Source organism: Bacillus sp. LLTC93, assembly GCF_002993125.1.
Lineage (GTDB): Bacteria > Bacillota > Bacilli > Bacillales > Bacillaceae > Bacillus > Bacillus zhangzhouensis.
In genome coordinates this window covers 1-26,504 of sequence record NZ_PVME01000006.1, presented here as the reverse complement: position 1 = coordinate 26,504, position 26,504 = coordinate 1, and the positions used below count along the sequence as shown (strand labels likewise).

At 42.1% G+C, this 26,504-nt stretch carries 30 protein-coding genes, 1 rRNA gene and 1 pseudogene; 22 read left to right on the top strand and 10 right to left on the bottom strand.

Annotated features, from left to right (window positions below; all coding sequences use genetic code 11):
* The first annotated feature begins 3 nt into the window (after positions 1 to 3).
* A complete protein-coding gene (locus tag C6W18_RS16205) occupies positions 4 to 318 on the top strand; it encodes a YfhH family protein (protein ID WP_105928239.1) in 315 nt (104 codons plus the stop codon).
* A 22-nt stretch (positions 319 to 340) separates the two neighbouring features.
* Here the strand turns inward: C6W18_RS16205 and C6W18_RS16200 are convergent, their stop codons facing one another.
* Together C6W18_RS16200 and C6W18_RS16195 are read right to left on the bottom strand one after the other, a co-directional pair.
* The gene (locus tag C6W18_RS16200; RefSeq protein ID WP_078061726.1) at positions 341 to 514 is read right to left on the bottom strand and encodes a YpzG family protein; all 174 of its coding nucleotides are present in this window, start codon (positions 512 to 514) and stop codon (positions 341 to 343) included.
* Between the two features lie 25 nt (positions 515 to 539).
* Complete coding sequence (locus tag C6W18_RS16195) at positions 540 to 689, bottom strand: small, acid-soluble spore protein K (RefSeq protein WP_003217849.1); 150 nt, start codon at positions 687 to 689, stop codon at positions 540 to 542.
* A 116-nt stretch (positions 690 to 805) separates the two neighbouring features.
* Between C6W18_RS16195 and C6W18_RS16190 the strand changes: the two genes are divergently transcribed.
* The 4 genes from C6W18_RS16190 (at position 806) to C6W18_RS16175 (ending at position 5,587) form a co-directional block, all read left to right on the top strand.
* Entirely contained in the window at positions 806 to 1,078 is a 273-nt protein-coding gene (locus C6W18_RS16190) for a YfhJ family protein (RefSeq protein WP_034323063.1), read from the top strand.
* Positions 1,079 to 1,379: 301 nt separating this feature from the next.
* The gene (locus tag C6W18_RS16185; RefSeq protein WP_105928238.1) at positions 1,380 to 2,363 is read left to right on the top strand and encodes a glycosyltransferase family 2 protein; all 984 of its coding nucleotides are present in this window, start codon (positions 1,380 to 1,382) and stop codon (positions 2,361 to 2,363) included.
* Positions 2,364 to 2,450: 87 nt separating this feature from the next.
* Positions 2,451 to 5,045, top strand: coding sequence for a YfhO family protein (locus tag C6W18_RS16180; RefSeq protein WP_105928237.1), 2,595 nt, complete (start codon positions 2,451 to 2,453; stop codon positions 5,043 to 5,045).
* Between the two features lie 68 nt (positions 5,046 to 5,113).
* Positions 5,114 to 5,587 (top strand): DinB family protein, encoded by a 474-nt coding sequence (locus tag C6W18_RS16175; protein WP_105928236.1) that lies wholly within the window; start codon positions 5,114 to 5,116, stop codon positions 5,585 to 5,587.
* Between the two features lie 4 nt (positions 5,588 to 5,591).
* Here C6W18_RS16175 and C6W18_RS16170 read toward each other — a convergent pair whose 3' ends face one another.
* From C6W18_RS16170 to C6W18_RS16160, 3 genes are all read right to left on the bottom strand, one after another.
* Positions 5,592 to 6,014, bottom strand: a complete 423-nt coding sequence (locus C6W18_RS16170) for a regulatory YrvL family protein (protein ID WP_105928235.1) — start codon at positions 6,012 to 6,014, stop codon at positions 5,592 to 5,594.
* A gap of 68 nt (positions 6,015 to 6,082) precedes the next feature.
* Positions 6,083 to 7,246, bottom strand: coding sequence for an oxalate decarboxylase family bicupin (locus C6W18_RS16165; RefSeq protein ID WP_105928234.1), 1,164 nt, complete (start codon positions 7,244 to 7,246; stop codon positions 6,083 to 6,085).
* Between the two features lie 94 nt (positions 7,247 to 7,340).
* Positions 7,341 to 7,505, bottom strand: coding sequence for a YvrJ family protein (locus C6W18_RS16160; protein WP_078061724.1), 165 nt, complete (start codon positions 7,503 to 7,505; stop codon positions 7,341 to 7,343).
* A gap of 166 nt (positions 7,506 to 7,671) precedes the next feature.
* Between C6W18_RS16160 and C6W18_RS16155 the strand changes: the two genes are divergently transcribed.
* Together C6W18_RS16155 and rsoA are read left to right on the top strand one after the other, a co-directional pair.
* Positions 7,672 to 8,274 (top strand): sigma-70 family RNA polymerase sigma factor, encoded by a 603-nt coding sequence (locus C6W18_RS16155; RefSeq protein WP_105928233.1) that lies wholly within the window; start codon positions 7,672 to 7,674, stop codon positions 8,272 to 8,274.
* A complete protein-coding gene (gene rsoA / locus C6W18_RS16150) occupies positions 8,222 to 8,443 on the top strand; it encodes a sigma-O factor regulator RsoA (RefSeq protein ID WP_034620885.1) in 222 nt (73 codons plus the stop codon). The genes C6W18_RS16155 and rsoA overlap by 53 nt, the downstream gene beginning before the upstream one ends.
* Before the next feature lie 81 nt (positions 8,444 to 8,524).
* Here rsoA and C6W18_RS16145 read toward each other — a convergent pair whose 3' ends face one another.
* Positions 8,525 to 9,505 carry a metal-dependent hydrolase gene (locus C6W18_RS16145; protein ID WP_105928232.1) on the bottom strand — a complete coding sequence of 327 codons (981 nt, stop codon included), beginning with the start codon at positions 9,503 to 9,505 and terminating at the stop codon, positions 8,525 to 8,527.
* Between the two features lie 191 nt (positions 9,506 to 9,696).
* On the opposite strand from C6W18_RS16145, the gene mutY reads away from it, so the two are divergent.
* A complete protein-coding gene (gene mutY, locus C6W18_RS16140; RefSeq protein ID WP_105928231.1) occupies positions 9,697 to 10,797 on the top strand; it encodes an A/G-specific adenine glycosylase in 1,101 nt (366 codons plus the stop codon).
* Here mutY and C6W18_RS16135 read toward each other — a convergent pair.
* Positions 10,784 to 11,008, bottom strand: coding sequence for a hypothetical protein (locus tag C6W18_RS16135; RefSeq protein WP_044139672.1), 225 nt, complete (start codon positions 11,006 to 11,008; stop codon positions 10,784 to 10,786). The genes mutY and C6W18_RS16135 overlap by 14 nt on opposite strands.
* An 81-nt stretch (positions 11,009 to 11,089) precedes the next feature.
* Here C6W18_RS16135 and fabL point away from each other — a divergent pair, with 81 nt between their 5' ends.
* From fabL to C6W18_RS16085, 10 genes and pseudogenes are all read left to right on the top strand, one after another.
* Positions 11,090 to 11,842, top strand: a complete 753-nt coding sequence (gene fabL, locus C6W18_RS16130; RefSeq protein WP_003217873.1) for an enoyl-[acyl-carrier-protein] reductase FabL — start codon at positions 11,090 to 11,092, stop codon at positions 11,840 to 11,842.
* 74 nt (positions 11,843 to 11,916) lie between these two features.
* Positions 11,917 to 12,063, top strand: a pseudogene (locus tag C6W18_RS16125) (gamma-type small acid-soluble spore protein); the annotation flags it as partial.
* 174 nt (positions 12,064 to 12,237) lie between these two features.
* Positions 12,238 to 12,498: a YgaB family protein gene (locus C6W18_RS16120; protein WP_105928230.1), complete on the top strand. Its 261-nt coding sequence runs from the start codon at positions 12,238 to 12,240 to the stop codon at positions 12,496 to 12,498.
* 147 nt (positions 12,499 to 12,645) lie between these two features.
* Positions 12,646 to 13,176, top strand: a complete 531-nt coding sequence (gene ntdP / locus C6W18_RS16115) for a nucleoside tri-diphosphate phosphatase (protein ID WP_012009337.1) — start codon at positions 12,646 to 12,648, stop codon at positions 13,174 to 13,176.
* Positions 13,177 to 13,272: 96 nt separating this feature from the next.
* Positions 13,273 to 15,015: an ABC transporter ATP-binding protein gene (locus C6W18_RS16110; RefSeq protein WP_105928229.1), complete on the top strand. Its 1,743-nt coding sequence runs from the start codon at positions 13,273 to 13,275 to the stop codon at positions 15,013 to 15,015.
* Positions 15,016 to 15,127: 112 nt separating this feature from the next.
* The gene (locus C6W18_RS16105; protein WP_105928228.1) at positions 15,128 to 16,150 is read left to right on the top strand and encodes an ABC transporter ATP-binding protein; all 1,023 of its coding nucleotides are present in this window, start codon (positions 15,128 to 15,130) and stop codon (positions 16,148 to 16,150) included.
* On the top strand, positions 16,119 to 17,096 hold the full coding sequence (locus tag C6W18_RS16100) for an ABC transporter ATP-binding protein (protein WP_105928227.1): 978 nt from the start codon (positions 16,119 to 16,121) through the stop codon (positions 17,094 to 17,096). Before C6W18_RS16105 ends, C6W18_RS16100 begins: the two co-directional genes overlap by 32 nt.
* The gene (locus C6W18_RS16095) at positions 17,071 to 18,657 is read left to right on the top strand and encodes an ABC transporter substrate-binding protein (RefSeq protein ID WP_105928226.1); all 1,587 of its coding nucleotides are present in this window, start codon (positions 17,071 to 17,073) and stop codon (positions 18,655 to 18,657) included. The genes C6W18_RS16100 and C6W18_RS16095 overlap by 26 nt, the downstream gene beginning before the upstream one ends.
* Before the next feature lie 62 nt (positions 18,658 to 18,719).
* A complete protein-coding gene (locus tag C6W18_RS16090) occupies positions 18,720 to 19,721 on the top strand; it encodes an ABC transporter permease (RefSeq protein ID WP_105928225.1) in 1,002 nt (333 codons plus the stop codon).
* 18 nt (positions 19,722 to 19,739) lie between these two features.
* Positions 19,740 to 20,636 (top strand): ABC transporter permease, encoded by an 897-nt coding sequence (locus tag C6W18_RS16085; RefSeq protein ID WP_105928224.1) that lies wholly within the window; start codon positions 19,740 to 19,742, stop codon positions 20,634 to 20,636.
* 228 nt (positions 20,637 to 20,864) lie between these two features.
* On the opposite strand, the gene C6W18_RS16080 is transcribed toward C6W18_RS16085, so the two are convergent.
* Both C6W18_RS16080 and C6W18_RS16075 read right to left on the bottom strand, forming a co-directional pair.
* Positions 20,865 to 21,938: an FUSC family protein gene (locus tag C6W18_RS16080; RefSeq protein WP_034323015.1), complete on the bottom strand. Its 1,074-nt coding sequence runs from the start codon at positions 21,936 to 21,938 to the stop codon at positions 20,865 to 20,867.
* Between the two features lie 247 nt (positions 21,939 to 22,185).
* Positions 22,186 to 23,481, bottom strand: a complete 1,296-nt coding sequence (locus tag C6W18_RS16075) for a glutamate-1-semialdehyde 2,1-aminomutase (RefSeq protein ID WP_034323013.1) — start codon at positions 23,479 to 23,481, stop codon at positions 22,186 to 22,188.
* Positions 23,482 to 23,610: 129 nt separating this feature from the next.
* Between C6W18_RS16075 and bcp the strand changes: the two genes are divergently transcribed.
* Entirely contained in the window at positions 23,611 to 24,078 is a 468-nt protein-coding gene (bcp, locus tag C6W18_RS16070; protein WP_034323010.1) for a thioredoxin-dependent thiol peroxidase, read from the top strand.
* 157 nt (positions 24,079 to 24,235) lie between these two features.
* On the top strand, positions 24,236 to 24,673 hold the full coding sequence (gene perR, locus C6W18_RS16065; protein ID WP_012009347.1) for a peroxide-responsive transcriptional repressor PerR: 438 nt from the start codon (positions 24,236 to 24,238) through the stop codon (positions 24,671 to 24,673).
* 35 nt (positions 24,674 to 24,708) lie between these two features.
* Here the strand turns inward: perR and C6W18_RS16060 are convergent, their stop codons facing one another.
* The gene (locus C6W18_RS16060) at positions 24,709 to 25,056 is read right to left on the bottom strand and encodes a YgzB family protein (RefSeq protein WP_034323008.1); all 348 of its coding nucleotides are present in this window, start codon (positions 25,054 to 25,056) and stop codon (positions 24,709 to 24,711) included.
* 189 nt (positions 25,057 to 25,245) lie between these two features.
* Here C6W18_RS16060 and C6W18_RS16055 point away from each other — a divergent pair, with 189 nt between their 5' ends.
* Positions 25,246 to 26,124, top strand: coding sequence for a nucleotidyltransferase-like protein (locus C6W18_RS16055; RefSeq protein WP_034323005.1), 879 nt, complete (start codon positions 25,246 to 25,248; stop codon positions 26,122 to 26,124).
* 271 nt (positions 26,125 to 26,395) lie between these two features.
* Positions 26,396 to 26,504: ribosomal RNA gene (locus C6W18_RS16050) — 16S ribosomal RNA — on the top strand; the annotation flags it as partial.

Genomic DNA, 26,504 nt, shown 5'->3' with positions numbered 1-26,504 from the left:
CAGATGGAAAAACGCTATAGTGAGATGACAGAATACGAATTAAAGCAGGAGATTGCCGCCCTTTCTGAAAAAGCTAGAAAGGCTGAGCAGCTAGGCATTGTGAATGAATATGCCGTCTTAGAGCGAAAAATTGATATGGCCAAAGCCTATTTATTAGATCCAGCTTTGATTCAGACCAAGACGACCTATCAAATCAAAGACACAGATGAGCAATTTTACGTGGAATATTTAAATGGGGTGTTTGCTTGGGGGTACAGAGTGTCGGCTCCAAATAAAGAAGATGCCCTGCCGATTTCAATGCTTACGCAAAAGGACTGATCCTAGAGATCAGTCCTTTTCTTTACTTCGAACGCTGTTTACGGACGTTGTTCTGAAGTACGATGTCGTGCTGCGTTTGCTGCGTTTCTCCGTTGACCTGAGAGGCAGAATGCTTTGCATTCGCCCATGGTTGAGGGTAAGCGGTTGTCCTTAATTGAACAAAATCATCCATATACGATTTCCCATTTGAACTCATATCTCAAGCACTCCCTTTGGAAAAATTAGCGTTTCCCTGATGCCCTCATACGTTCCTGTGGACGTGTATTCGTCTCACCATTTGGCCTTTTAGATGCATAAGCGTCTGTGGCGCCTGGTTCGCCTTCAAACTTGTGATTCACTTGATTTGGAAAGCCCTTTGCTTTATTGCGCATATCGATTCCCTCCAAACAATACAAATCATTTGCGTCTTTTGAAGACGTAAGGGTAGTATATGAAAAAAGAGGTTTTTTTAAAAAGGCACTTTCTGCTAGATGAAGGAGGAACGAACATGGAACAATACTTTGAGCGATTAACAGAACAACTCATGGAAAAAAACAATATGCTGACCTATGAAGAAGCACGTACATGGGTAGAGCTGCTTTGGAGTGATTTTGAAACGACCTATGCAAAGGCTGGCCGCAAATATAAAGGACAGGAAACAACCGAACGGATTGTCCAAGAATGGATTGAGAGCTACGGCGCTCAGCTGCATTTATTTCAAAATAAACAATCAAAGGCAAACGAGCATCTGCAAAATAACAACAAAGGGCTGCTCCACTAAAGGGATTGCCCTTTTCATTCTTATTCATCTTTTTGAAAAAATAGGAAAATATATAAGTGTTCAAACAATTTTATGAAACAATACCCAGTCTGTGATCAAAATTACAGGCTTTTTACAATGGATAAACTTAAAATTACATTAAATTCATCTTGCTGAAAATCACTGGAAATAAAACTTTGATATAATGAAACGATTAAAGAAGCATGTAATTTATGGATAATAAAAAAGGGTTTCGTTTTCTAACAAAAAAGGAATAATGAACATAACAGACTATATGAAAAAAGTGAAGAGAAGGTGCGATATGGAACGAGAATTGCTCTCTGTTATAATTCCTTCTTACAATGAAGGTGAAAACATCAGACGAATCTTTGAGGCACTCGAGGAAGAGTTTCGCGATTTTCATTATGACTTTGAAATCATCTTTATTAATGATGGAAGCAAAGACAATACGCTTCAATACATGAGAGAGCTCTCTCACAAAAGTGCCAAGGTCAAATACATTTCCTTTTCGCGTAACTTCGGAAAGGAAGCCGCTATTTTGGCAGGTCTTGAACATGCAAAGGGAGCAGCTGCGATCATTATGGACGCCGATCTGCAGCATCCGACCCATTTGATTCAGGATTTTGTCAGAGGGTATGAAGAAGGCTATCATCAAGTCATTGCCAAACGGAACCGTAAGGGAGACAGCAAACTTCGCTCTTACCTATCATCGATGTACTATAAAATCATGAATAAGGTGGTTGAAGTGGACTTGCGTGATGGCGTAGGAGACTTCCGTTTAATTTCACGCCAAGCGATCGACGCATTGCTAGAGCTGAAAGAGGGCAATCGTTTTTCGAAAGGACTTTTTTGCTGGATTGGGTTTGAAGAAAAGGTCATCTATTATGAAAATGTAGAAAGACAGCATGGTGATACAAAGTGGTCTCTGAAGAAATTATTTAACTATGGCATTGATGGTGTCATTTCCTTTAACAACCGCCCACTGCGTATTTGTTTTTATACTGGTATACTGATCTTATTCCTCTCTTTGATTTACATCGTGGCCACCTTTATTCAAATCGTCAGAACGGGCGTGATGGTACCTGGTTATTTCACTTTAATATCGGCTGTGCTATTCCTCGGAGGTGTCCAGCTTTTGAGTCTAGGTGTGATTGGAGAATATATTGGCCGCATTTATTATGAAACGAAAAAGAGGCCGCATTATTTGATCCAAGAATCAAATGTCATGGAGCAAGAGACAAGCTCAAAAGAACAAAACCGAGTGTTAACGCAGTTATTTAAATAACGTGGAGTCAAATAACCGGCAAGCAAGAATCGCTTGCTGGGTTGTTTTGTTTCAAAGAACAGTGGATCTTTTGTGGAAAGGATTTAGATGATGAAACGTAGATGGATAATCATAGGAATGTGCCTCATTCTCGCTTTATTAGGACACTCCTTTTTCTTATATGAATATACGCAAGGCCGGTACATGACAGGAGATGGGGACGGCATCTCACAAATGCTCCCATTTAAAAAGCTGCTTTACGACGAATATGTAAAAGGGAACTTCTTTTATTCCTACCAATTTGGTCTAGGCGGCGGTACATATACGCAATTAGGTTATTATTTTACAACGTCGACTGTCTTTATGGTCACAGTCGCTGTCGTCTGGCTGTTGAATGCGCTTCATCTCATACAGTCAACAGACATTCATTTCTGGGCAAATGCCGTGATTTGGATTAGCGTGATCAAGCTGACGTTGATTCTTTGTATTGCCTATCGCGTTCTTTTTTCGCTGGTTCAAAATAGACTTGGCGCACTGACTGGTGCCGGGATCTATGGGCTGTCTATTGTGTATTTTCGACACGAAACGTTTTGGGAGTTTTTTACCGACAGCATGATGTGGCTCCCGCTGCTTGTGCTTGGGGTTGAACGGATATTCAAAACAGGGAAGCCGGCTTGGTTTATTGCGGGTTGCAGCCTGATGCTGATCAACAACTTTTACTTCGCTTATATTCATTTTATCTTTTTGGCGATGTATCTTGTTTTCAGATATATCATCAAGCTTCGAAGCGAGGAGCACGGGTGGAAGGTGTTTTGGACGCTTGCGATCTCTACGCTGTTATCCTTTGGGATCAGTGCCGCCTTTTTTATCCCATCTGTTTACGGCTTTCTCAATAATATAAGACCGCCTTATGAACAGTCGATTCCTTGGTTTGAATTGCATGATCATCTGCTGTTTACAAGCAGGGTGTATTTATTACCGGTGATCTTTCTCATTTGTTTGTTCCTCGTTCCACTTTATCGGAACAGATGGTTTTTCATGTTCACATCCATCAGTATTCTGCTCATTGTTTTTCACTTTAGCCCAAAGATGGCGAGTGTGTTTAATGGTTTTTCAGCACCGCAGTACAGGTTTGAATACATTCTTGCCTTTACAGTTGGAGCGGTCGTTGCCATCACGATCAAGCATTTCTCACAAATCGAGTGGAAGTGGAAAAAGCGTGCGGTCTTAGGCGCTTGGATCGTGTTCCTTCTCGCTATCGTCCTTTCAGAAAGAGCAAAGGGAAATATGGATGTCGTTGTGTTTACAGGCATAGGACTGGTTGTGATCAGCTTGTTCTTCCTATGGATGCATGCCGAAAAACGCCAGCACCTTCGTCTCTTTTCAGCTGTGCTCATTGTCGTTAGCCTACTGACAGCAGGCGTGTATCAGCAGGGATACTTATCTGAAAGAAGCAATATTAAGAGCGTATCAGATACGTATCTGAATAGTGAGGCATATGCTGGACATGAGCAAATGAAGCTCATTCAGCAGATTCAAAACCGCTCAAAAGAAGACCCCCTTGCTCGTATTGATTGGATGAATGGTGTGCGTAACAACACCCCGTTATTTGAAGGCTTCCAAGGCATGAGTGTATATTCAAGTATATTAAATAAGCATTTACTCAATTTTTACTGGAATGACCTGCAAATCGATATGGGACGAGAAAGTGTCAGCCGTTATGCGACAATGGGGGACAGGGCGAATTTATACAGCCTGACCTACGGAAAGTATTATATGAGAGACAAATTGATGTCTTACTCACCGCCAGCCTATTTCAAGCCAATATTGGAAAGTGAGCATTATGCGGTGTATGAAAATACACGTCCGCTCCCATTTGCAAGAACAACGAGTACCGTCTATTCAGAAGCGTCCCTAGAGCATGCGTCAGCACTTGATAGAGAGCATGCGATGCTGCAAGGCGTGATTTTAGACAAAAAAGGAAACGCTGAAATCGAGCACTCGCCAGATCGAGTAAAGGATACAAATATTCATACCGAACAAGCAGTATACGAAAATAGCGTGCTTGATGTATATGGAGAAACGGGTGGGCTGAATATCACCCTTCCAGATGATATGGCCCGTGCCGGCGATGTGTATGTGAGCTTTTATGTGAAGCGGACAGACCGTAACGAAGGGTTTCAGTTGTCCGTTGACGACTACGTCACCTCACGAAAAAGCAATACATCGATCTACAAAACTGGCGTAAATGAAGTGACGATTCGGGTCCCTGCGGAAAAGATCCTCTCCATTCGAGTACCAAAAGGGACATATGAGCTCAATCAACTGAAGCTGTATCATGAACCTTACCGCGTTCTAGAGAAAGCATATGAAAAAGAAAAACAGGATGATGGCAGCCAGCAAGTAAAGCTTAAAAATAACCGCTTTACGATTTCATATGATAACAAGCGCGGCGATGATTACATGATTCTGCCTGTTCCATATGAAAAAGGCTGGGAGCTCACGGTGAACGGACAGCAAACAGATATTGAACAAGCCAACTACACTTTTATTGGTTTTCCAATAGAAAAAGGCAAAAACGAGATTGTGCTAACCTACTATCCGCCTTATATCAGAATTCTCGCATTGATTTCACTCATCAGTTTGATTGGTGCGATCCTATACGCACGGAGAAAACACAAGAAACACCACTTTTCATCATAAGTGGTGTTTTTTTATCTTTCTCAAAATTGATACAATCAACATAAAAGCATGAGAATGGGGGAAACCATTTGACGTTAAACAAAGAAACGGTGATTGATCATTATGAACACACCCTTGAATGGGTACAGTCACTAGCGGAAGTAACAGAAGAAGAATGGCGTAGCGCCATCGCTGATGGAAAGTGGAGCATTGCTGAGATCATCGCACATTTTGTTCCGTGGGATGAATTTATTTTACACGATCGCCTAAAGGAATTTTGGAACGATCAGGCGTTATGTAAGGCACCTGAAGTGCATGAAATGAATCGACAGTCAGCCGAAAGGGCAAAACACGAAGAGAGAAGCGAGACGATCGGGCGATTTATTGCTGTCAGAACAGAATTGCTTAGAGAAATGAAGAAAATCGAAGCATCTCGCTGGACTACACCCTTTCTGATCGGTCAAACTGAGCTGACGTTATCAAGTTATTTTCAAGGTTTGATTAAGCATGATCTTCATCATATGAAGCAGGTCAAACAAGCGCTCTCTACAGAAAGACGATAGAGTGTCACGAAGCTTCTTTCTCGAATGGAAACGTCGCATAATCAAACAAAAAATGAAATAGCCAAAGACTTATCGCAAAAAGAATTTCTTCAGAAGTAGTCAGCAAAATGCCGTCAACCAATTCGTCTGATACATAGACAGCACCCCAAATAAACAAAAGGTGAAATAAAACGGCATAGAAAACGATGGATCGTTTTTTGGATCGGCACTTGCGAACAAACCGCATGAGCACGTGTTCCAGATGTTCAAAAGAGATCCCGAGTACAACGTAGATGCCCATAAACAGTAGCAGCGATAAAAGCGATTGATAAAAAGCACCCGTCAAATGAAAGAACAGCACACAAAACAACAAAAATATGTAACAGACAGCCGACGCCGCCATCAGCCATTTCAGCCCTTTCCATAAAATGTGAACAGATTGCTGCATAAGTAAACAACACTCCTTTACATGAAGATACCTGCAAAAAGGATAGCCTTTTTGCAGGAAGGTTGGAATTAATCCTCTTTTTTAGGTGCAGCGATGACAGGGTGTTTTTCAGTATCAAGCAATTTCAAGAATTCTTCACCTTGATCTAAATGATCAAGAACAAGCTGTTTAGGTGTGACCGCAAGCCACTGATTGAGTGAGATATCAGCATAATGATCGCTCTTAAAGATTTCTAAAAAATAAAGCGGTTCGTCGCCTGTATTCTCTACATAATGTCCCATCGCAAATGGCACATAGCCAACGTCTCCCGCCTGATAGTTGAAGGTTCTCGCATGTCCATCAGAAGCAAAGACCGTCATTCGAGCTTTTCCAGAAATGAAATATTGCCATTCATCTGTATTTGGATGCCAGTGTAGCTCACGAATGGCGCCTGGATCGACTTTCACAAGAGCAGAGGCAATCGTTTTAGACGCTTTGAAATTGGTAGAATCCGCAATCCACACTTGTCCGCCGCTTGATGTAATCGGCTCTTGTTTTAACAGTTCGTATTTAAAGGAATTCGGGACTTCTCCTTGCTCTGTTTTCACCTTGTCACATTCAAGGGAACCAGGAATTCCTTTTTGGAAAATATACTTCTCTTTCTCTAGCAGCTTGTTAAATTGCTCCTTTGTCATTCCAAAGTTTTGGAGCACAACTTCCTCTGGCGTATGGGCAAGCCAATCGGTCACTTGGAACGTACTATTTTCAGAGAAAGACCCATCATCAAACACAAGCAAGAATTCAGCTCCCGGTTCAAGTGCTTGAATAGAATGCGGCAAGCCTGAAGGGAAGTACCACAAATCCCCCTCGGTCACATCCTCTGTAAAATTACGTCCCTCTGCATCAACTGATGTAATCCGGGCCTCCCCGTAAATCATGTACGCCCATTCCGCTTCCTTATGCCAGTGCAACTCGCGAATCGCACCAGGCTTTAGCCGCATGTTCACAGAGGCAAGACTTTTAGAGATCGGCAATTCGCGAACCGTTACTTCACGGGCATAGCCGCCTTTTTCTAAACGGTTGTGCGTATCAGAAAAAGAATATTTCATGTTGGAGACCGTTCCATGATCGGTTTCCGGCGGCGTGAGCATATCTGGGTTTTGTCTGTCTCGCTCGAGATTACGTGGAATTTTGACTGTTGCTCCTTTTTCTCCTCGGATCGGCTGTGGTACCCCATTTTGCTTTTCACTCATGATAAAATCCCCTTTCAACATCGTATTGTGTGAGGTGACAAAAGGCCTTTCATTTCGCCCTCGTTTTCATAAGGTGAAACGAATCAAGCAGATGTCAATCTGATTCATCATTTTTTTGAGCAGCGACTAATCGTTGGATGAGCTTGCTTAATTCATCAAACTTTCGTTCAAAGCGTGTCAGCAAGTAAACCGTTAAAATGGCAGGGAAGCCCGCCTGACCAAGCTGCTTCAGCCATTCCTCTGAAAAAAAGCTCTCCATGTGTCTCACCTCCCAGCGGATGCTCGTCTTCTTTATAAGTGGTATGAAAGAAGAAATAGGAAATCAAAGGGAGAGAAAATGAACCATTAGACCCGTTTCACAAAGTTTACTTTTTTTAACTTTTGTCCACTTAATGCAAGTAGAGAGAACAAAGGGGAGGATGCACATGGATTATCGGCTGTTATTGAAAGCAAAATGGAAGGAAATCATTGATCACCCGCTCATTCAGCAATTTTTAAGCAATCCTAAAAACCAGCAGCTGCTTCGGCAAGTCATGGAAGAGCCAAACGAAGAAAATGCGAAAAAACTAGATTCTGAGTTCAAACAGTTCTATCAAAAAATCCGCATCATCAAGTATATTTCCACAATGATCCGCATCTTTTCAGTCGACTTTGACAAACGAGTGAAAAAGAAGCAGCAGCGTTTTCCGCTCATACTCGATCATCCTGATACGCAAGAAGTGAAAGACCCTGTTCAAACAGATACGTATGAAGCCATGCTCTTCAACCAGCAAGACTTAGGGGAGCACCTGCAAGATCAAGCGTTGTACAAGGCCTACCAGCAGCTCACAGACAAACAAAAAATGGTCTTAACCCAAATCTATGTCGAAGGACAAACAATGAAGGAAATAGCCGACCGGCTAGGCGAAACGAGACAAAACATCTCAAACATTCACAAAAAAGCACTTAACAAACTAAAAGAAGAAACAGGGGGAGATGTCCGTGAACGAAGAAAAAATGACCAATGGAGAAATGGAAGAACTCATTGAAACCTTCACACCCATGATCAAAAAGAAACTACAAAACACGGCATATCAAGAAAGAGAAGACCTCGAACAAGAACTCTATATCAAACTCATCGAAAAAGTAGACTGGCTGATTTACCAAGAGGGACCTGGCTTTTGGGAGTTTATTGTGGAATATATGACGAAGTTGTAAGGAGAGATTGGAGGTGCGAATAATGGGTATGAAGCCGCCGTGCATTTCACTATGAGTGTTTAAGCGCAAAAAAAGACTCGCTCACACAGAGCCGAGTCTTAATTTTTTTTGCAGTTTTTCTTCACTGAAAATCCAGCCGGTATAGGAATTTTTGATTTGGTGGTCCATGTCGATATGGCAGATCGCGACAAAAGGATAGTGACCTTTGCTGCGGTAGCGCAAATCAATGAACCGCACCTCATAATGATCCTTGTATTTATCTACTTCCCACCGGTAGACAGGGGAGAACGAGAGAAAGGCTGAAATGTTTTCATCTTGCTTGGCAATTTTCATAATTTCAGTATCTGGGACCGGCACACGGTTAAAGGTGTCTAAAATGACGACCTCTCCATTCATGCTGCGCCCAACATGGAAAGAGGATTTACATTTCACGGCAATGCGCCATTGTCTGAACTTCATTGTAGGTGAAATAATAATCTCTTCAATCTCATCGAATCGTGCACGCAGCTGACGTTTAATCTGAAGCTGCATGATGACCCTGACGATATAGTAACAGAAAATCACGGCATATAGCGTAATGAACGTATAGCCGGGATGACCGCCAATCGCCCATACGACAATGGCGACAAGGTGTGTAAAAAAGATGAATGGATCAAACGTGTTAATGATCCCAAGTGCTACCCACTTCTTTGAAAATGGACGAATGGCCTGCGTACCGTATGCATTGAAAATATCGACAAATACATGGAGCACGACGGCTAACAGTGTCCATAACCAAAGATGAAGTAAATTCGCCCCCGGTACAAACGGGAAAAGCACAGCCGGAATCAGCAATGACCAGAACAGTACAGCCGGAATGGAATGAGTAAATCCTCGGTGATTTCTTATATAAACCGCATTATTTTTTAGTTTTAGCACAGTATCAATGTCTGGTGCCTGGGAGCCGGCAATGGTCGCGATCATCACGGCATGTGCCATGTGTGGATCTGCGCTGACGGCTGGATCTAAAAGTGCAAGTCCCCCAAGTGAAATGCCCATTACTACATGAGTACCAGTATCCAATTGATTACCTCCTAGTTGTCATGCTTAGGAACAATCATACAAAGTATACGTCTTCATTCAAGACTATGTGCAAAATCACTTTTGCTTTGTCTTGATTTAATGTAACATGTTAACGTATCTACAAACAGTATACAACAAATAAGGTTCTTTTCAGAACGTTAGCCCTTGGTTCAATGAGAAGGAGTATAAAGATGAAAGACATTCAAGAAAAGCTGGACCGCAAAGATATTGCGGGTTTTCAGCATGATTTAATTGATTGGTATGAAAAAGAACAACGAACACTTCCGTGGCGTGAAAATCAAGATCCATACCGCGTCTGGGTATCAGAAGTGATGCTTCAGCAAACGAGGGTGGATACGGTGATTCCGTACTTCAACCGGTTTATGGAGCAATTCCCGACGGTGAAAGATCTTGCTTTAGCTGATGAAGAAAAGGTCATGAAAGCATGGGAAGGTCTTGGCTACTACTCACGAGTGCGTAATTTACAGGCAGCTGTGAAAGAAGTCTATGAATCCTATGGGGGCGTTGTCCCTGATACGAAAGAACAATTTTCAAAGCTCAAAGGTGTAGGACCGTATACGAGCGGCGCAGTACTGAGTATCGCCTATAACAAGCCGTACCCTGCGGTAGACGGTAACGTCATGAGGGTCATTTCTCGGATCTTATCCATATGGGATGACATTGCAAAACCCAAAACGAGAAACATTTTCGAATTTGCGGTCGATCAGCTCATTTCCCGGGAAAAGCCGTCAGAATTTAATCAAGGGCTGATGGAGTTAGGTGCGCTCATTTGCACCCCAACATCCCCTGCATGTCTCATTTGCCCTGTAAACATGCATTGCTCGGCACTCGAAGAAGGCGTTCAACATGAGCTCCCAGTGAAAAGTAAAAAGAAAAAACCGACTGCAAAATCAATGGCAGCAGCGGTGTTATTTGATGACGCAGGCAACCTCTATATTCATAAGCGGCCAAGTACAGGCCTTCTTGCGAATTTATGGGAATTCCCTAACTTGGAAACGATGAAGGGAAGAAAAACGGAAAAAGAGCAGCTAATGGATTTCTTAAAAGAGGAGGCGGGTGTACAGGCCGAGCTTGGTGATTTAGAAGGCACCATTCAGCATGTATTTACCCACCTCATCTGGAATATTTCTGTTTTCTTTGGACGTGTGACCTCTGTATCTGATGACACGATGCTGAAAAAAGTCACAACAGAAGAATTTGAGGCATATGCTTTGCCAGTCTCACATCAAAAAATATGGAAGATGGCACTTGAACAGCCTAGTCATATTTAACCGTTGTACCGTGGGTATAATCGGCTTCATTTCGGTGCAGACCCCCGCGGTTTTCGATTTCAGAAATGATTTCTCGATACTTAGATTGCCCTTCTTCGTTTAAATAAGGTAAAATTTGTTGGAAAGCATGATGAAAGTAAGCAAGTTCAGTATCTTTCCATTGATCCTTGGACATCATGCCAAGCTGGCTTAAATCGCGTCCGACATACATGAATGTAACCTCCTAATAGGAACTTTCCTATTAGTGTGAAGCGAATGGACGAAAACTATTCAAATCAGGAGATGAACCTTAATGAGTCAACGTAAATGTGCATTAATTACAGGTAGCAGCAGAGGTGTAGGGAAAGAAGTAGCCCTTCGCCTAGCTGAAAAAGGATATGACATTGTCATTAACTATGCGAGAAGCAAAAAAGCCGCACTTGAAACAGCGGAAGAAATTGAAGCGATGGGTGTTAAAACATTGGTTGTCAAAGCCAACGTAGGTCAGCCAGAGAAAATAAAAGATATGTTTCAGCAAATCGACGAAACCTTTGGCCGTTTAGATATATTTGTCAACAATGCGGCATCAGGTGTTCAGCGTCCAATCATGGACCTTGAAGAAAATCATTGGGACTGGACGATGAATATCAATGCGAAAGCCTTGTTATTCTGCGGACAAGAAGCAGCCAAATTAATGGAGAAAAACGGCGGCGGGCATATCGTCAGCATTAGCTCATTAGGTTCCATTCGCTATCTTGAAAATTACACAGTAGTCGGCGTATCAAAAGCAGCATTAGAAGCATTGACGCGTTATCTATCTGTGGAGCTGTCACAAAAAAATATTGTCGTGAACGCAGTATCAGGCGGCGCGATCGACACAGATGCACTCAAACATTTCCCGAACCGGGAAGAACTTTTAGAAGACGCGAAGAAAAACACTCCTGCTGGCCGAATGGTAGAAATTAAAGACATGGTCGACAGCGTGGAATTCCTTGTATCAGGCAAGGCAGACATGATTAGAGGACAAACCATCATTGTAGATGGCGGACGTTCTTTGCTTGTTTAAAAAATCATGAATAGGAAGTACACCTTCTGCACAAATTAATGTGCGTGGAGGTGATAATGATGGATAAACAACAAAACAAAACAAACGCACAACAAGTGAAAAAACAAAACCAAGCTACTGCTCAAGGTCAATATGGTACTGAATTTGCTAGCGAGACTGACGCACAGCAAGTAAAAAAATATAACCAAAAAGCTGAGCAAAACAAACAACAAAACAGCTAATCACTGAAACAGAGGAAGGCACTTCATCTACGAATGAAGTGCTTTTCTTTTTGCCTGTCACCACCATCCGACAAAACCTGTAAAACCTCTACATAAACAGTCAAAGGACTTCTTCATTCTTTCAAGAAATGGTATAGATACAAAAAGTGGATCCGATTGAAAGGGAGGAGTTAGATGTCTGATTTTGATCAGCTTGTGAGAGAACAAATGCAGCTCATGGATCAGCTGCTTGATGTACAAGGGGAGCTCGATATGTGCTTAGAGACAGAGAAACGATTGCTGCAGGATGAAAAAAAGGAAGAGTGGCATAGGCTTCATCATCAAATCAAACAGAAACGGGAAGAACTGAAAAGAGTCCAAACATTATTTACAAAACAGACAGAACAGGTGATTAAGTCATATAAACAGATGGAACAGAGTTCAACCTTGATGTAATGAAGTGTGCCGTTCAATTGGGTTGAATGGCTTTTTCATTTCATTTTTTTACTATGTAACGGTATAATATAATAGAGACATGTTTAGTTGGGAAATTAGGTCTTTGGACTGTTAGGTTTGTTTGTTATAGAAAGTAGGGGAGAAAATATGGGCTATCCCAAGGAAGGAGAAACCATCCAAATTCAAAGCTATAAACATAATGGCTTGATCCACAGGATTTGGAATGAAACCACCATTCTGAAAGCAACGGAATTGTGTATCATTGGTGCAAACGATCGTACAATGGTGACTGAATCCGATGGCCGGACATGGATGACGAGAGAACCGGCTATTTGCTATTTTCATGCAAAACAATGGTTTAATGTAATTGGGATGCTTAGAGATGATGGGGTATATTATTACTGCAACATTAGCTCTCCTTTTGCGACAGACGAAGAGGCAATTAAGTATATTGATTACGATTTAGATGTCAAAGTCTTTCCAGACATGACGTACAATATTTTGGATGAGGATGAATATGCAGACCACAAGAGGCAAATGAATTATCCAAAAGAAATCGATAGTATCTTAAGAGAGCATTTGAATACATTACTGCATTGGATTCACCAGCGGAAAGGTCCGTTTGCTCCTGAATTTGTGGATATGTGGTATGAACGTTTTTTACATTATACAAAATAAGCAAGAGCAGCAAAAACCTGTTTGGCTTTACATAAGCTAACAGGTTTTTGACTGCGTACGGATAAGAGGCGCTGATAGATTGGGAAGGAGATTTACATGGGGGTCATTAAACGCTACATGGCTTTTGTTACACCGTATAAAAAACAGATTGCATTGACAATGGTCATCGGAATGATCAAGTTCTCGATTCCCTTAACCTTGCCTCTGCTTTTAAAGTATGTCATTGATGATGTCATCCAAGGCTCGGGGTCGCCTGAAGAAAAGACATCATCTCTACTCATCATTATGGGCATCATGCTCGTTATATTTTTAGTCATGAGGCCGCCTGTCGAATACTATAGACAATATTATGCACAGTGGACTGGCAGTAAGGTATTGTTTGATATTCGTGAAAAGCTGTTCTCGCATATTCAAAAGCTAAGCCTTCGTTATTATGCCAACACGAGAACAGGCGAAATTATTTCAAGAGTGATCAACGATGTTGAGCAGACGAAGGAATTTGTCATTACAGGATTGATGAACATTTGGCTTGATTTGATGACAGTCCTTATTGTCATTGCCATTATGTGTACACTGGATATCAAGCTCACCATCGTATCTGTCATTATTTTTCCGCTTTATGCGATAGCTGTGAAGTATTTTTATGGACGGCTTCGCAAGCTGACAAAAGAGCGGTCACAGGCACTGGCTGAAGTGCAAGGACATCTCCATGAACGAGTACAAGGAATGCCTGTTATTCGCAGCTTTGCGATTGAAGAGTATGAACAAGAGAATTTTCACGGTGAAAACAAGAATTTCTTAAACAAAGCAATCAATCACACAAATTGGAATGCCAAAACATTTGCAGTCGTCAATACCATCACAGACATTGCACCGCTGCTCATCATTGCTTTTGCAGGTTATACGGTAATTAATGGATCGCTTTCGATTGGGACAATGATTGCCTTTGTCGGCTACATTGACCGGATGTATAATCCAATTCGCCGTCTCATTAACTCATCGACGACTTTAACCCAGTCGGTTGCGTCAATGGATCGTATTTTTGAGTTTATCGATGAGCCTTATGAGGTAACAGATCGGCCAAATGCAAAAGAAGCCAACGATTTAAAAGGAGAGGTAGAATTTAAAAATGTGTCGTTTCGCTATGAACATACACAGGAAGAGATTTTACATAATATCTCCTTAAAAGTAGAAAAAGGACAAACGATTGCGCTTGTAGGAATGAGCGGTGGAGGGAAGTCAACGCTCGTCAGCTTAATTCCAAGATTTTATGATGTCACAAACGGGTCACTTGAAATTGACGGCATTGATATAAAAGAGTACCGAGCGAGAAGCCTTCGAAACCAAGTCGGAATGGTGCTGCAGGATACATTCTTATTCAGCGACACGATTAAAGAAAATATTGCTGTTGGAGACCCGGAAGCGTCTTTTGAAAAAATCGTATCGGCTGCCAAAGCGGCAAATGCCCATGAATTTATCATGTCTCTTCCTGAAGGGTATGACACAAAGGTAGGAGAACGGGGCGTGAAGCTGTCAGGCGGTCAAAAACAAAGGATTTCGATTGCAAGGGTTTTTCTCAAAAATCCGCCGCTCCTCATTTTAGACGAAGCGACGTCTGCACTTGATTTAGAAAGTGAGCATTATATTCAAGAAGCGATGCAAAAGCTAGCTAAGGACCGTACAACCTTTATTGTCGCGCACCGCTTAACGACCATTACCCATGCCGACCAAATTGTCGTCATGGAACAAGGTGAAATTGTGGAAAAAGGAACACACGAAGAATTAATGAACCGAGACAGTCACTATCGCCATCTATTTACCATTCAAACATTAAATTAGTAGAAGCCTATCCGATTCTAGCGGATAGGCTTTTTTATGCTTGTCAAAAACATGACATATTTCCCAGCTTGTCTCAATACAATTTTAAAAAGTATGACGGGGTGGTGAATATGTGAAAGAACAAGACGTATTGCTAGATGTCAAACAGCTATCCATTGCGTTTCAGCAAAAAAAGCAGAGAGTCCCGATCGTCCATCACATATCGTTCTCGATTCAAAAAGGAGAAACCTTAGGCATTGTTGGCGAATCTGGTTGCGGGAAAAGTATCACGTCGATGTCATTAATGGGATTGAATCAGCAAACAGAAACAACGGGTGAGATTCAATTCGAAGGTCAAAACCTGCTGTCACTTTCGGAGAAACAGTGGCGAGAGGTGAGGGGAAATGACATTTCGATGATTTTCCAGGAGCCAATGACCTCTTTGAATCCATTAATGACCATTGGCAAGCAAATGACCGAAGCTCTTTTCACGCATCAAGCAATCGGCCAAAAAGAAGCAAAAGTCAAGGCGGTCAATCTACTTCAGACGGTTGGATTGAAACAAGCAGAATCGTTACTCAAAAAATATCCACATGAATTATCAGGCGGCATGCGCCAGCGTGTGATGATTGCGATGGCCATGCTTTGTCACCCAAAGCTCATGATTGCAGATGAACCGACGACTGCACTTGATGTCACCATCCAAGCACAAATTCTTCGTTTGCTCAAAAAGTTAAACGAAGAGATGGACACCGCTATTTTATTTATTACCCACGATCTAGGTGTCGTGCGACAAATATGCCAGCGTGTCATGATTATGTATGCCGGTCGAATCGTAGAAGAAGGAACCGTTGACCGTATTTTTCAAAAACCTCTGCATCCCTACACAAAAGGCCTTTTCGCCTCTGTTCCATCATTTAAAGAGAAAAAAGAAAAGCTCATTTCTATAGCGGGTCACGTACCTAAGCCCGGGGCCATCCAGTCCGGCTGTCAATTTGCACCACGCTGTCCATATCAAATGCCGCAATGTCTAGAAAAAACCCCAGCCTTACAATCCATTGAACAGAATCATCGCGTGGCATGTTTTCTAATGGAAGGAGGAGAAGACACTGAGTCACCCACTCTTGCAAGTGAATCAGCTGACAAAACGTTATGAGACATCAGCTTTTTTTTCTAAAAATAAACACACGACCTTGGCGTTAAATCAAGTGTCCTTTCATTTGAAGGAAGGGGAAACGCTTGGCATTGTTGGCGAATCTGGCTGCGGAAAATCAACGCTTGGCAAAAGCTTAATGAGATTGACTGAACCGACTTCAGGCTCTATTCAACTGAAAGGGCAAGAAGTGACACTTCTGAAAGAACGAGACATGCGTTCCTTAAGAAAAGACATTCAAATGATCTTTCAAGATCCATACGCTTCCTTAAATCCACGTATGAAAATCAAAGATATTTTAGAGGAACCGCTTCTTGTTCATAAACACGGGACGAAAGCAGAAAGGCAGAAGCGGGTAAAAGAGATGCTGCACATTGTTGGGTTTGATCCATCCTATGGAGACCGTTATGCGCACCAATTCAGCGGCGGCCAGAGGCAGCGTATCGGTATTGCCAGAGCACTCATCACTCATCCAAGCCTTGTGATTGCCGATGAACCAGTCTCGGCTTTAGATGTATCCGTTCAAGCGCAAATTTTGAATTTGATGCTCGAATTGCAAAAGACGCTTTCTCTGACGTATTTGTTTATTTCCCATGATCTTGGCGTTGTCAGGTATATGAGTGACCGGATTGCCGTGATGTATGCCGGCCGAATTGTAGAGATGGGTCCTGCGGAAGCCGTATTTCACAAGCCGCTCCATCCCTATACCTCGCTGCTTCTGAAATCCATTCCACATATGGATCACGTGCTAGAGTCGCAAGATGTGGCAGCTGAAGAGTCCACTATGGCGGTAGAAGGTGGCTGTCCTTTCTACAAAAGGTGTCCGAAAAGATGGGCGCAATGCCTGCAAGCTGTTCCTTCTTTGTATGAGGAGGAAACTGGACACGCAGCTGCCTGCTATTTATATCAAAAGGAGGAACACAATGAAGAAGACAAGGTTATTCAGTAGTTTCATTTTTGTGCTGGCACTTGCGTTATTTTTAGGAGGATGTTCGTCCGCACCAACATCAGAAGAAAAGGCAACAAAAGACACCCTCGTATTTGGTAGAGGAGGAGACTCCACTTCACTTGATCCGATTACAACGACAGAAGGTGAAACTTTCAAGGTCACCGAGAATATGTTTGAAAAGCTGCTGAATTACGGTGAGAAAGACACGACCATCCATCCTGGCCTAGCTACAGAATGGGATGTTGCAAAGGACGGAAAATCGTACACGTTCTACTTAAGAGAAGGTGTGAAATTTCACGATGGCACAAACTTTAACGCAGAAGCAGTCAAATTCAACTTTGACCGCTGGATGAATGGCGATGCAGAGAAATTTCCTTACTACGGCATGTTTGGCGGCTATAAAAAAGATAAGGGACATGTCATTAAAGACATCATCGTCAAAGGTGAGCATGAGATTGAATTTCAACTAAAGCGCCCGCAGGCAACGTTTCTGAAAAACATTGCCATGTCTCCATTCGGGATCGCAAGTCCTGCGGCTGTTGAAAAAAGTGGCGATTCATTTAGAGAAAATCCAGTTGGTACAGGACCATTCAAGTTTAAAGAGTGGAAGCAAAACGACCGCATTGTCTTAGAAAAGAACGAAAATTACTGGCAAAAGGATAAACCAAAACTTAATCAAATCATCTTCCGCTCCATTCCTGAAAACTCAGCCCGTTTAAATGCGCTGAAAACAGGAGAAATCGATTTAATGGATGGCGTGAATCCGTCAGATTTAGATGGCATTAAAACCGACAAAGCGCTCCAGCTCATTGAAAGACCATCGATGAACGTAGGCTATATCGGACTGACAGTGACGAGAAAGCCGCTTGATAACAAGCTGGTTCGTCAGGCGCTCAATTATGCGGTCGATAAAGAATCCATCATTGAGTCATTTTATGGCGGACTTGCTGAATCAGCGAAAAATCCGCTTCCGCCCTCTTTAGAAGGCTACAATGACGACATAGAGCCATATCCATATGATCCAGAAAAAGCGAAAGAGCTATTGAAAGAAGCAGGCTTCCCTGACGGCTTTCGCATCAAGCTTTGGGCAATGCCTGTGCCGCGTCCATATATGCCTGACGGGATGAAGGTAGCAGAAGTCATTCAGTCAAACTTTGAAAAGGTTGGCGTCAAAGCAGAAATTGTGACATATGACTGGGCGACTTATTTAGATAAAGCAAGTAAAGGGGAAGCGGATGTGTTCTTGTTAGGCTGGACAGGAGACAATGGCGATCCTGATAACTTCATCTACACACTACTGGACGAAGACAGCATCGGCGGCAACAACTATACATTCTTTCAAAATGATAAAATGCATGACATTTTAATTGAAGCGCAAACAGACACAGATCAAAAGAAACGAAATGAACTGTATAAAAAAGCTCAAGAGATCATTCATGACGAAGCGCCTTGGATTCCATTGGTGCATTCAATTCCAATGCTCGCAGCAACTAGTGATTTAAAAGGATACCAGCCGCACCCAACTGGTTCAGAAGCTTTGACTGACGTGTATTTCGAATAAGCAAATAAGGGGGAGAATTTTATCCCCCTTATTCAAACAAATCAAAAGGCGGTGAAAGCTGTTTGTTTGCTTATTGTATGAAACGAGCAGGGATGCTCATCCCAGTACTGATCGGAATGACATTGGTCGTGTTTTCGATTATTCGGTTTATACCGGGGAATCCAGCGCAGGTCATCTTAGGGCAGCGGGCAACAAAAGAAGCAGTAGAGCAATTAACGATCCAGCTTGGTTTGAATCAGCCGTGGTACGTTCAATACGGCCATTACATGCTGGGCCTTTTAAAAGGTGATTTAGGGACTTCCATTCGAACAGGAGCGGCTATTGCCCAGGAAATGAAACCTTACTTATTTGCGACGTTAGAACTGACATTTTTTGCAATGGTGCTGGCGATTTTCGTGGGAGTGAATGCTGGAATCATTAGTGCTTGGTTTAAACATTCTTTCTTTGATTATGTCGCGATGTTTATTGCTCTCATTGGGGTGTCCATGCCTATCTTCTGGTTAGGTTTAATGGGGCAGTGGCTGTTCTCGATCGAATTAGGTATTTTGCCGACAACAGGCCGAGAAAACGTCAGGAATCCAGTGGAGTCGATTACGTATATTCATACGCTAGATACGCTTTTGCAAGGCCGGTTTGATCAATTCATTGACAGCATCAAACATTTGATTTTACCAAGTACAGCTCTTGCAACCATTCCTGCTGCGATAATTGCTAGGATTACGAGGGCAAGTATGCTGGAAGTGCTTCATTCCGATTTTATTCGAACGGCAAAAGCAAAAGGTGTCCGTTCGTTTTTCATCATTTATCAGCATGGGCTGAAAAATGCGCTCATTCCAATTTTGACGATTATTGGTCTTCAGACAGGTCTTTTGCTTGGCGGAGCGATTTTAACCGAAACCATTTTTGCTTGGCCGGGAATTGGGCGGTATATATACGATGCGATCAGCTATCGTGATTACCCTGTCATTCAAACTGGCATTCTTGTTGTTGCGCTCATATTTGTGCTCATCAATTTCATTGTGGACATATTGTATGCGGTCATTGATCCAAGAATTAAATACTAGAGAAGGGAGAGTGACAACATGGAAGCGCAAAAAGAGTTTCATGCACCTCAGCTAAAAAAAGAACGCTCTCAATCACTGATTCTTGAATCGACGAAGCAGTTCTTTCAGCACAAACTGGCGGTCATTGGCAGTGTGATTGTCTTTTTATTTCTCATCCTAGCGATCTTCGCACCGCTCATTGCTCCTTATGGAATCAACGAACAATCACTCGGTGAGCGATTTAGTGCACCTTCAGCCGCGCACTGGTTTGGTACGGATGATTTCGGCAGAGATATATTTTCAAGAGTTGTGCATGGAGCACGGATTTCATTATGGGTTGGTTTCTTCTCGGTGCTCGGATCAGTCATTTTAGGCACATTGCTTGGATTGATGGCAGGTTATGGGGGAAGAGTGCTGGATGCTGTAATCTCGAGACTATTTGATATTTTACTCGCCTTTCCTAGCATTCTATTAGCCATTGCTATCGTCTCCATCTTAGGCCCTTCCTTACAAAATGCCCTTATTGCCATAGCGATTATTAACGTCCCGACTTTTGGGCGGCTGGTTCGTTCAAAGGTGCTAAGCATTAAACAAGAAGAATATGTGCTAGCAGCCAAGGCAGTTGGGATGTCCCAACGCCGCATCGTGCTGCGTCACATCCTGCCAAATAGTATGGTGCCGGTCATCGTACAGGCGACGCTTGCGATCGGAACGGCGATTATCGAAGCGGCAGCTTTAGGCTTTTTAGGATTGGGTGCACAGGCGCCAAGTCCCGAGTGGGGGAAAATGCTCGCCGATGCAAGGCCTTATCTCGTTCAAGCCCCATGGACTTTATTCTTCCCAGGGATCGCCATCATGCTGACGGTTCTTGGCTTTAATCTGATGGGAGATGGATTAAGAGACACACTCGATCCTAAAATGAAGAAAATAAAATAAGACCGATTCTAGGGAATCGGTCTCAGCGCGCGGACAAACCCTCGCATTCGTTGTCAGGTCTCTGCTCCGGTGCTCACGAATGTCAAATTCGCTCCGCGCCGGTACTCGCCCTTCCTAGACTGCAAAGGTTTTCTATCACGCTGAAAAGAAGACAAAGGGCTAAAATCAAGATCATTTTAGCCCTTTGTCAACAATCTAAGACCGATTCTAGGAATCGGTCGTTTCTATTTATGCTTCTTTTTCTTCTGTCTCGATTTCACTGTCTTTTGGGTGATACGTCTGGAAGCTTGTAATCAATGTATCTAAATGCTGCAATTCATCACGGTATTCGATGATGCTGGACATCACATTCAGCATATTGTAATCGAGCAAGTCGTTTTCTTGGTTTTGCTGATGCTGAATAAATGATTTCGTTAATGTTTCAAGGCGAAGCGAGCATTCATTTTGAAAGTCATCGTCCTGCGGCTTCATTTTTCCGACAAACTTCATCAAGGTGCGCTCGTGCCAATAGAGTAAATAATCAATTTCATCAGTTAAGCTTTCCCTGAAATGCTCTGGCATCAAATGAATTTCATTTTCTAATTTATGAAGCTTTTTCAGTAAGTACAGAGCTCGATTCGACGTCATAATCGCCTGTCTGAACAAAACCAGCTTTCTTGATTTTACATACGTGGTTTTCTTTAAATAGCTTCGTTCCTCTTTGTATAACAAGTAAATGTGATCTAATTTGATCATACGTTCTTTTATTTGATCGATGTCATCCTTTAAAGTGGAATGATCAGTAGACTGTCTGGAGCTCAGACGGATCCATTTTAAAATCTCCTCCGTATTCTCCATAATGTGATGAACCAACTTTGTTTCATACTTTGGCGGCAGGAAGATTAAATTCACTAAAAATGAAGAAAGAACCCCTAGCACCACAGTAGCTGTTCGAATTAAGGCAAAGGAAAGGAAATGATCCCCCGCACTTTCTAAAATCGCGATGACGGTTACAAGTGCAATCGGAATCGTGTGTTCAATCTTCAGCTTTAAATTAATGGCGATGACCATGACGGCGGTTAAACCGATAATGACGGGTCCTGTGCCGAAAAGCAGACCGAACGTAATGGCAAGTGCTGCTCCAATAATATTCGCTTGCACTTGATCAACAATCGTTAAAAATGATCGATAAATAGATGGCTGGATAGCAAATACAGCTGCAATTCCCGCGAAGACGGGCGTTGGCAACCCAAGCCATGTTGCCAGGTAAAGCGCGAGTACAATGGCAATACCGGTTTTTAAAATACGGGCTCCAAGTTTCATTGGTTTTGTCCCTGCATTCCTTTCTTTTTGATAATAGATGATCACTTGTCATTTATTATAAATATTTTGATGAAACAACTAAGTAATATACAGCGGTCTTCCGAAATATTCAAGTGATTTTTGAAAGTTCATGAAAACATCAAAAGAAGGTATTGAGAAAAAATGTAACAGATTCACTCGCTTTTGACAATCAAGAGCTGATCAATAAAAAAACAGACGCATGGATTTACGTCTGTTTTTGACTCGATTATGATTTTTTCAGCTGTTCAAACGCATGATCTACCGCTTGTAATGTCTCAGAAATATCTTTTTCAGTATGTGAGATGGTTAAGAACCAAGCTTCATATTTAGAAGGGGCAAGGTTAATACCTTGCGTGAGCATCAATTTGAAGAAGCGCGCGAACATCTCGCCATCCGTATTTTCAGCCTGCTCGTAGTTCACAATTGTTTCTTTTGTAAAATAAATCGTGAGCGCACCCTTTAAACGATTCACTGTAATATCTACTTGATGTTTTTTGGCATGGGCTAAAATTCCTTCTTCTAACATAGCGCCAAGCTGATCAAGACGCTCGTAGACTCCGTCTTCTTTTAACAATTCCAAGCATGCAATACCAGAAAGAATGGACGCAGGATTTCCTGCCATCGTGCCAGCTTGATAGGCTGGTCCAAGAGGGGCGACTTGCTCCATAATTTCTTTTTTTCCGCCGTAAGCGCCGATGGGAAGGCCGCCGCCAATAATTTTACCTAAGGCAGTGAGGTCAGGTTTTACTTGAAGCAAGTCCTGTGCACCGCCATACATAAAGCGGAAAGCTGTAATCACTTCATCATAGATCACCAGTGCGCCTTTTTCATGAGTGAGGTCATTGACCTGCTGCAAGAAACCATCCTTAGGCTCCACAATCCCAAAGTTACCGACAATTGGCTCAACAAGGACAGCCGCTACTTCATCGCCCCAGCGATCTAATGCTTCTTTGTAGCTGTCAATATCATTAAATGGAACGGTAATGACTTCGTTGGCGATGCTCTTTGGTACGCCCGCTGAATCAGGCGTTCCTAAAGTGGAAGGACCAGAGCCAGCTGCCACTAGCACAAGATCAGAGTGACCGTGGTAGCACCCGGCAAATTTAATGATCTTTGTTCTGCCTGTATAAGCGCGAGCTACACGAATCGTGGTCATCACAGCTTCCGTACCTGAATTGACAAAACGAACTTTATCCAAAGCAGGCATAGCTTCCTTCAGCATTTTCGCAAATGTGACTTCATGCTTCGTTGGGGTTCCATAAAGGACACCACTTTCAGCCGCTTTCGTGATGGCTTTTGTAATATGAGGATGAGCATGGCCTGTAATAATTGGTCCGTATGCTGCCAGATAGTCGATATATCGATTTCCGTCAACATCCCAAAAATATGCGCCTTCTCCTCTTTCCATTGCAACGGGTGATCCGCCGCCTACTGCCTTATATGAACGAGATGGGCTGTTAACCCCTCCTACAATATGTTCCAGCGCCTCTTGATGTAATTTTTCTGATTCTGTGAATTTCATAAATAGCCTCCTATCTCAACGTATCACGTCGTCTATCATTATTTTAACATGCCGATGCAAGCGTCCTTAGTTGAATATCTTATCGAAATTGGATAGGCTAATTAAAAAATAGGTAGGAGGGATTGTGTCATGACAATCGAAGTGGGGCAGCAAGTACCTGATATTGAATTAACCGGTGACAATGGGGAGAAAATAAAGCTTTCTGATTTTAAAGGAAAACACATTGTCCTTTATTTCTATCCAAAAGATATGACACCAGGCTGTACAACAGAAGCATGCGATTTCCGCGACCGTCATCAAAGCTTTGCAGAATTAGATGCCGTCATAATTGGCGTAAGCCCAGACAGTCAGGACAAGCATCAAAAGTTTAAAGAAAAACATGATTTACCTTTCCTGCTTCTTGTAGACAATGAACAGAAATTGTCTGAAGCCTTCGGGGTATGGAAGTTGAAAAAGAACTTTGGCAAAGAATACATGGGAATCGAACGATCAACGTTTCTTATTAATAAAGAAGGAACGCTTGTGAAAGAATGGCGAAAAGTAAAGGTGAAAGACCACGTAGAAGAAGCGTTAGAGGAATTGAAAGCTCACGCTTAATCACATCACAGGATGAGATCGGCAGACATGCCGATCTTTTTTGTAAAGAAGAATAGGTAAAAAAGAGGATTGTAATTGACAAAGTTTCGGCTCTGGGGGTACACTATTTATAAAGATTATAATATAAGAATATTTTTGAAGAGAGGTGCATGATGAAATGGCTGCTCACGAACTAAAAGACGCTTTAGATGCTCTAAAAGAAACCGGTGTTCGAATTACTCCGCAGCGCCATGCCATCTTGGAGTTTCTCGTAAATTCTATGACTCACCCAACCGCGGACGATATATATAAAGCACTTGAAGGGAAATTTCCAAATATGAGTGTAGCAACGGTTTACAACAATTTACGAGTCTTCAGGGAATCTGGATTAGTAAAGGAATTAACGTATGGTGATTCCTCAAGCCGATTTGATTTTGCGACATCTGACCATTACCATGCGATTTGTGAAAATTGCGGAAAAATCGTTGACTTTCACTATCCTGGCCTTGATGAAGTTGAACAGCTTGCATCCCATGTGACGGGCTTTAAAGTCAGTCATCATCGCTTGGAGATCTATGGAACTTGTCAAGAATGTGCGAAAAAAGAAAATCATTAATGAAAAAGCTGACCATTTGAATGGTCAGCTTATTTTTATGACTTTTTTCGATTGTAGGATTCATCAAACTCTTTACCCTCTAATGCTGGATCGAGAGTAAGCGGCTCTCTGCAATGCATGCACATATCCACTCGTCCGAGCACCTTTGTTTCCTTCTCACAGCTTGGACAAACAACTCGTACCGCCTTCGTAGAAAGCATGCCAATCCAAAAGTAAACGGCTGTACTTAATCCGATCGATAAGACGCCAAGCAGCATAAAAAAAGTCGACAGCCAGATCGATTCCTTAAAGAACACACCGATATACATGATCAGAAAGCCGACAAAAACCAAGCTAAGTGCAAATGTTCTGATTTTATTAATCTTACTGGAGTATTTCGCCATCCCTAGCCCCCCTTATCTCCAATATAGCACATTTTACCTTTCCGTTTGAATTAGTTATAGAGTTTTGTGAATAAATTGCTTATAATGATTCAATGATCTTTTTTCATGTATTGAAGGAATTTTGATTCTATGAGGAGAAATACATAGCATTAGAGAAGAACCCTACACCCGAGTATTGGAGGAATCACTATGGAAAATCTTCTCCGTCCTATTTATCAAGAGAGAGCAAGCCATCCAGATACATTAGCTGTGATTATAGTAGAAAGAAGACATAAAGTATCTTCTGAGACGGATAACTTTGATGCAGCACTTCTTGTCATTGTAAAAGAAGCGGAAGAGCCATTATTTATCAAACACTATGAATCCGATCACCAAACAGCTTCTTTAAATGTTGTCACAGATGATCAGTTGAAGGAATGGATTACCCTCGGCACTAACCGCCGAATCATTGATTGGATTTTGAATGGAAAAGTCCTATTTGATCGTAATGAATATATTTTCAACTTGATTGATGAACTGAGTACATTCCCGTTCTCACACCGTAAGCTCAAAATCGGTTTAGAATATGGTAAGCTCATTCGTAGATATATAGAAGGAAAAGCATTTTTTGAATCAAATCAATTCCTTGATGCATATAATTCCATTGTGCATGCCCTGCATCATCTGGCACGTATTGAAGTGATTGATAAAGGCTTCCACCCAGAAGTGACGGTTTGGAACCAAGTGCGTCATATGGAGCCTGAAGTGTATAAACTTTATTCAGAACTGATTGAAAGCCACGAAAGTCTGCATAAACGTTTAGAACTGTTATTTTTAGCGAATGATTTTTTGATCCATTCAAAAGCAGAAATTGGTGCCGCTCATTTACGTCATGTCATGGAGCAGCAGGATATTTGGCTTTTTGGCGAGCTTCTTGCACATCCTGACCTTAAGCATTTCACGCCTGACCTTAGCGTCATGATTGATTTCTTTGTGGAAAAAGGAATTGTTCAAGTGGAGCCAATTGAGACAAAGGGACAAAAAATCTATCATCGAGGATATTTTGTGAAAAAAGATATTGACGCATGAATATTATGATGGTATATTATTAAACGTCGCTAATGAGCAACCGAGTTGCTTTGAAAGAAAAGCTGACAAAAAGAAATTCTAAAAAACACTTGACGCACAAGGTGCTCAAATGTTATATTAAGAAAGTCGCCTCTGAGCGATAACGAACATGATCTTTGAAAACTAAACAAGACAAAACGTACCTGTTAATTCGAGTTTTTATAAAAAAATCCTATGAAACATCATAGGTAGTCAGTCAAACTGGCGAAAAACAAAACTTCGGTTTTGTACTTTTTCGGAGAGTTTGATCCTGGCTCAGGACGAACGCTGGCGGCGTGCCTAATACATGCAAGTCGAGCGAACAGAAGGGAGCTTGCTCCCGGATGTTAGCGGCGGACGGG

Bases quoted from the DNA above. Each gene is read 5' to 3' on its own strand.
- C6W18_RS16200 (WP_078061726.1), bottom strand. From the start codon at position 514: ATGAGTTCAAATGGGAAATCGTATATGGATGATTTTGTTCAATTAAGG.
- perR (WP_012009347.1), top strand. From the start codon at position 24,236: ATGGCTGCTCACGAACTAAAAGACGCTTTAGATGCTCTAAAAGAAACC.
- bcp (WP_034323010.1), top strand. From the start codon at position 23,611: ATGACAATCGAAGTGGGGCAGCAAGTACCTGATATTGAATTAACCGGT.
- C6W18_RS16055 (WP_034323005.1), top strand. From the start codon at position 25,246: ATGGAAAATCTTCTCCGTCCTATTTATCAAGAGAGAGCAAGCCATCCA.
- C6W18_RS16075 (WP_034323013.1), bottom strand. From the start codon at position 23,481: ATGAAATTCACAGAATCAGAAAAATTACATCAAGAGGCGCTGGAACAT.
- mutY (WP_105928231.1), top strand. From the start codon at position 9,697: ATGAAAGACATTCAAGAAAAGCTGGACCGCAAAGATATTGCGGGTTTT.
- C6W18_RS16085 (WP_105928224.1), top strand. From the start codon at position 19,740: ATGGAAGCGCAAAAAGAGTTTCATGCACCTCAGCTAAAAAAAGAACGC.
- C6W18_RS16165 (WP_105928234.1), bottom strand. From the start codon at position 7,246: ATGAGTGAAAAGCAAAATGGGGTACCACAGCCGATCCGAGGAGAAAAA.
- C6W18_RS16185 (WP_105928238.1), top strand. From the start codon at position 1,380: ATGGAACGAGAATTGCTCTCTGTTATAATTCCTTCTTACAATGAAGGT.
- C6W18_RS16080 (WP_034323015.1), bottom strand. From the start codon at position 21,938: ATGAAACTTGGAGCCCGTATTTTAAAAACCGGTATTGCCATTGTACTC.
- C6W18_RS16180 (WP_105928237.1), top strand. From the start codon at position 2,451: ATGATGAAACGTAGATGGATAATCATAGGAATGTGCCTCATTCTCGCT.
- C6W18_RS16120 (WP_105928230.1), top strand. From the start codon at position 12,238: ATGTCTGATTTTGATCAGCTTGTGAGAGAACAAATGCAGCTCATGGAT.
- C6W18_RS16195 (WP_003217849.1), bottom strand. From the start codon at position 689: ATGCGCAATAAAGCAAAGGGCTTTCCAAATCAAGTGAATCACAAGTTT.
- C6W18_RS16160 (WP_078061724.1), bottom strand. From the start codon at position 7,505: ATGGAGAGCTTTTTTTCAGAGGAATGGCTGAAGCAGCTTGGTCAGGCG.
- C6W18_RS16110 (WP_105928229.1), top strand. From the start codon at position 13,273: ATGGGGGTCATTAAACGCTACATGGCTTTTGTTACACCGTATAAAAAA.
- C6W18_RS16170 (WP_105928235.1), bottom strand. From the start codon at position 6,014: ATGCAGCAATCTGTTCACATTTTATGGAAAGGGCTGAAATGGCTGATG.
- C6W18_RS16135 (WP_044139672.1), bottom strand. From the start codon at position 11,008: ATGTATGTCGGACGCGATTTAAGCCAGCTTGGCATGATGTCCAAGGAT.
- C6W18_RS16155 (WP_105928233.1), top strand. From the start codon at position 7,672: ATGGATTATCGGCTGTTATTGAAAGCAAAATGGAAGGAAATCATTGAT.
- ntdP (WP_012009337.1), top strand. From the start codon at position 12,646: ATGGGCTATCCCAAGGAAGGAGAAACCATCCAAATTCAAAGCTATAAA.
- C6W18_RS16190 (WP_034323063.1), top strand. From the start codon at position 806: ATGGAACAATACTTTGAGCGATTAACAGAACAACTCATGGAAAAAAAC.
- C6W18_RS16095 (WP_105928226.1), top strand. From the start codon at position 17,071: ATGAAGAAGACAAGGTTATTCAGTAGTTTCATTTTTGTGCTGGCACTT.
- C6W18_RS16205 (WP_105928239.1), top strand. From the start codon at position 4: ATGGAAAAACGCTATAGTGAGATGACAGAATACGAATTAAAGCAGGAG.
- rsoA (WP_034620885.1), top strand. From the start codon at position 8,222: ATGTCCGTGAACGAAGAAAAAATGACCAATGGAGAAATGGAAGAACTC.
- C6W18_RS16060 (WP_034323008.1), bottom strand. From the start codon at position 25,056: ATGGCGAAATACTCCAGTAAGATTAATAAAATCAGAACATTTGCACTT.
- fabL (WP_003217873.1), top strand. From the start codon at position 11,090: ATGAGTCAACGTAAATGTGCATTAATTACAGGTAGCAGCAGAGGTGTA.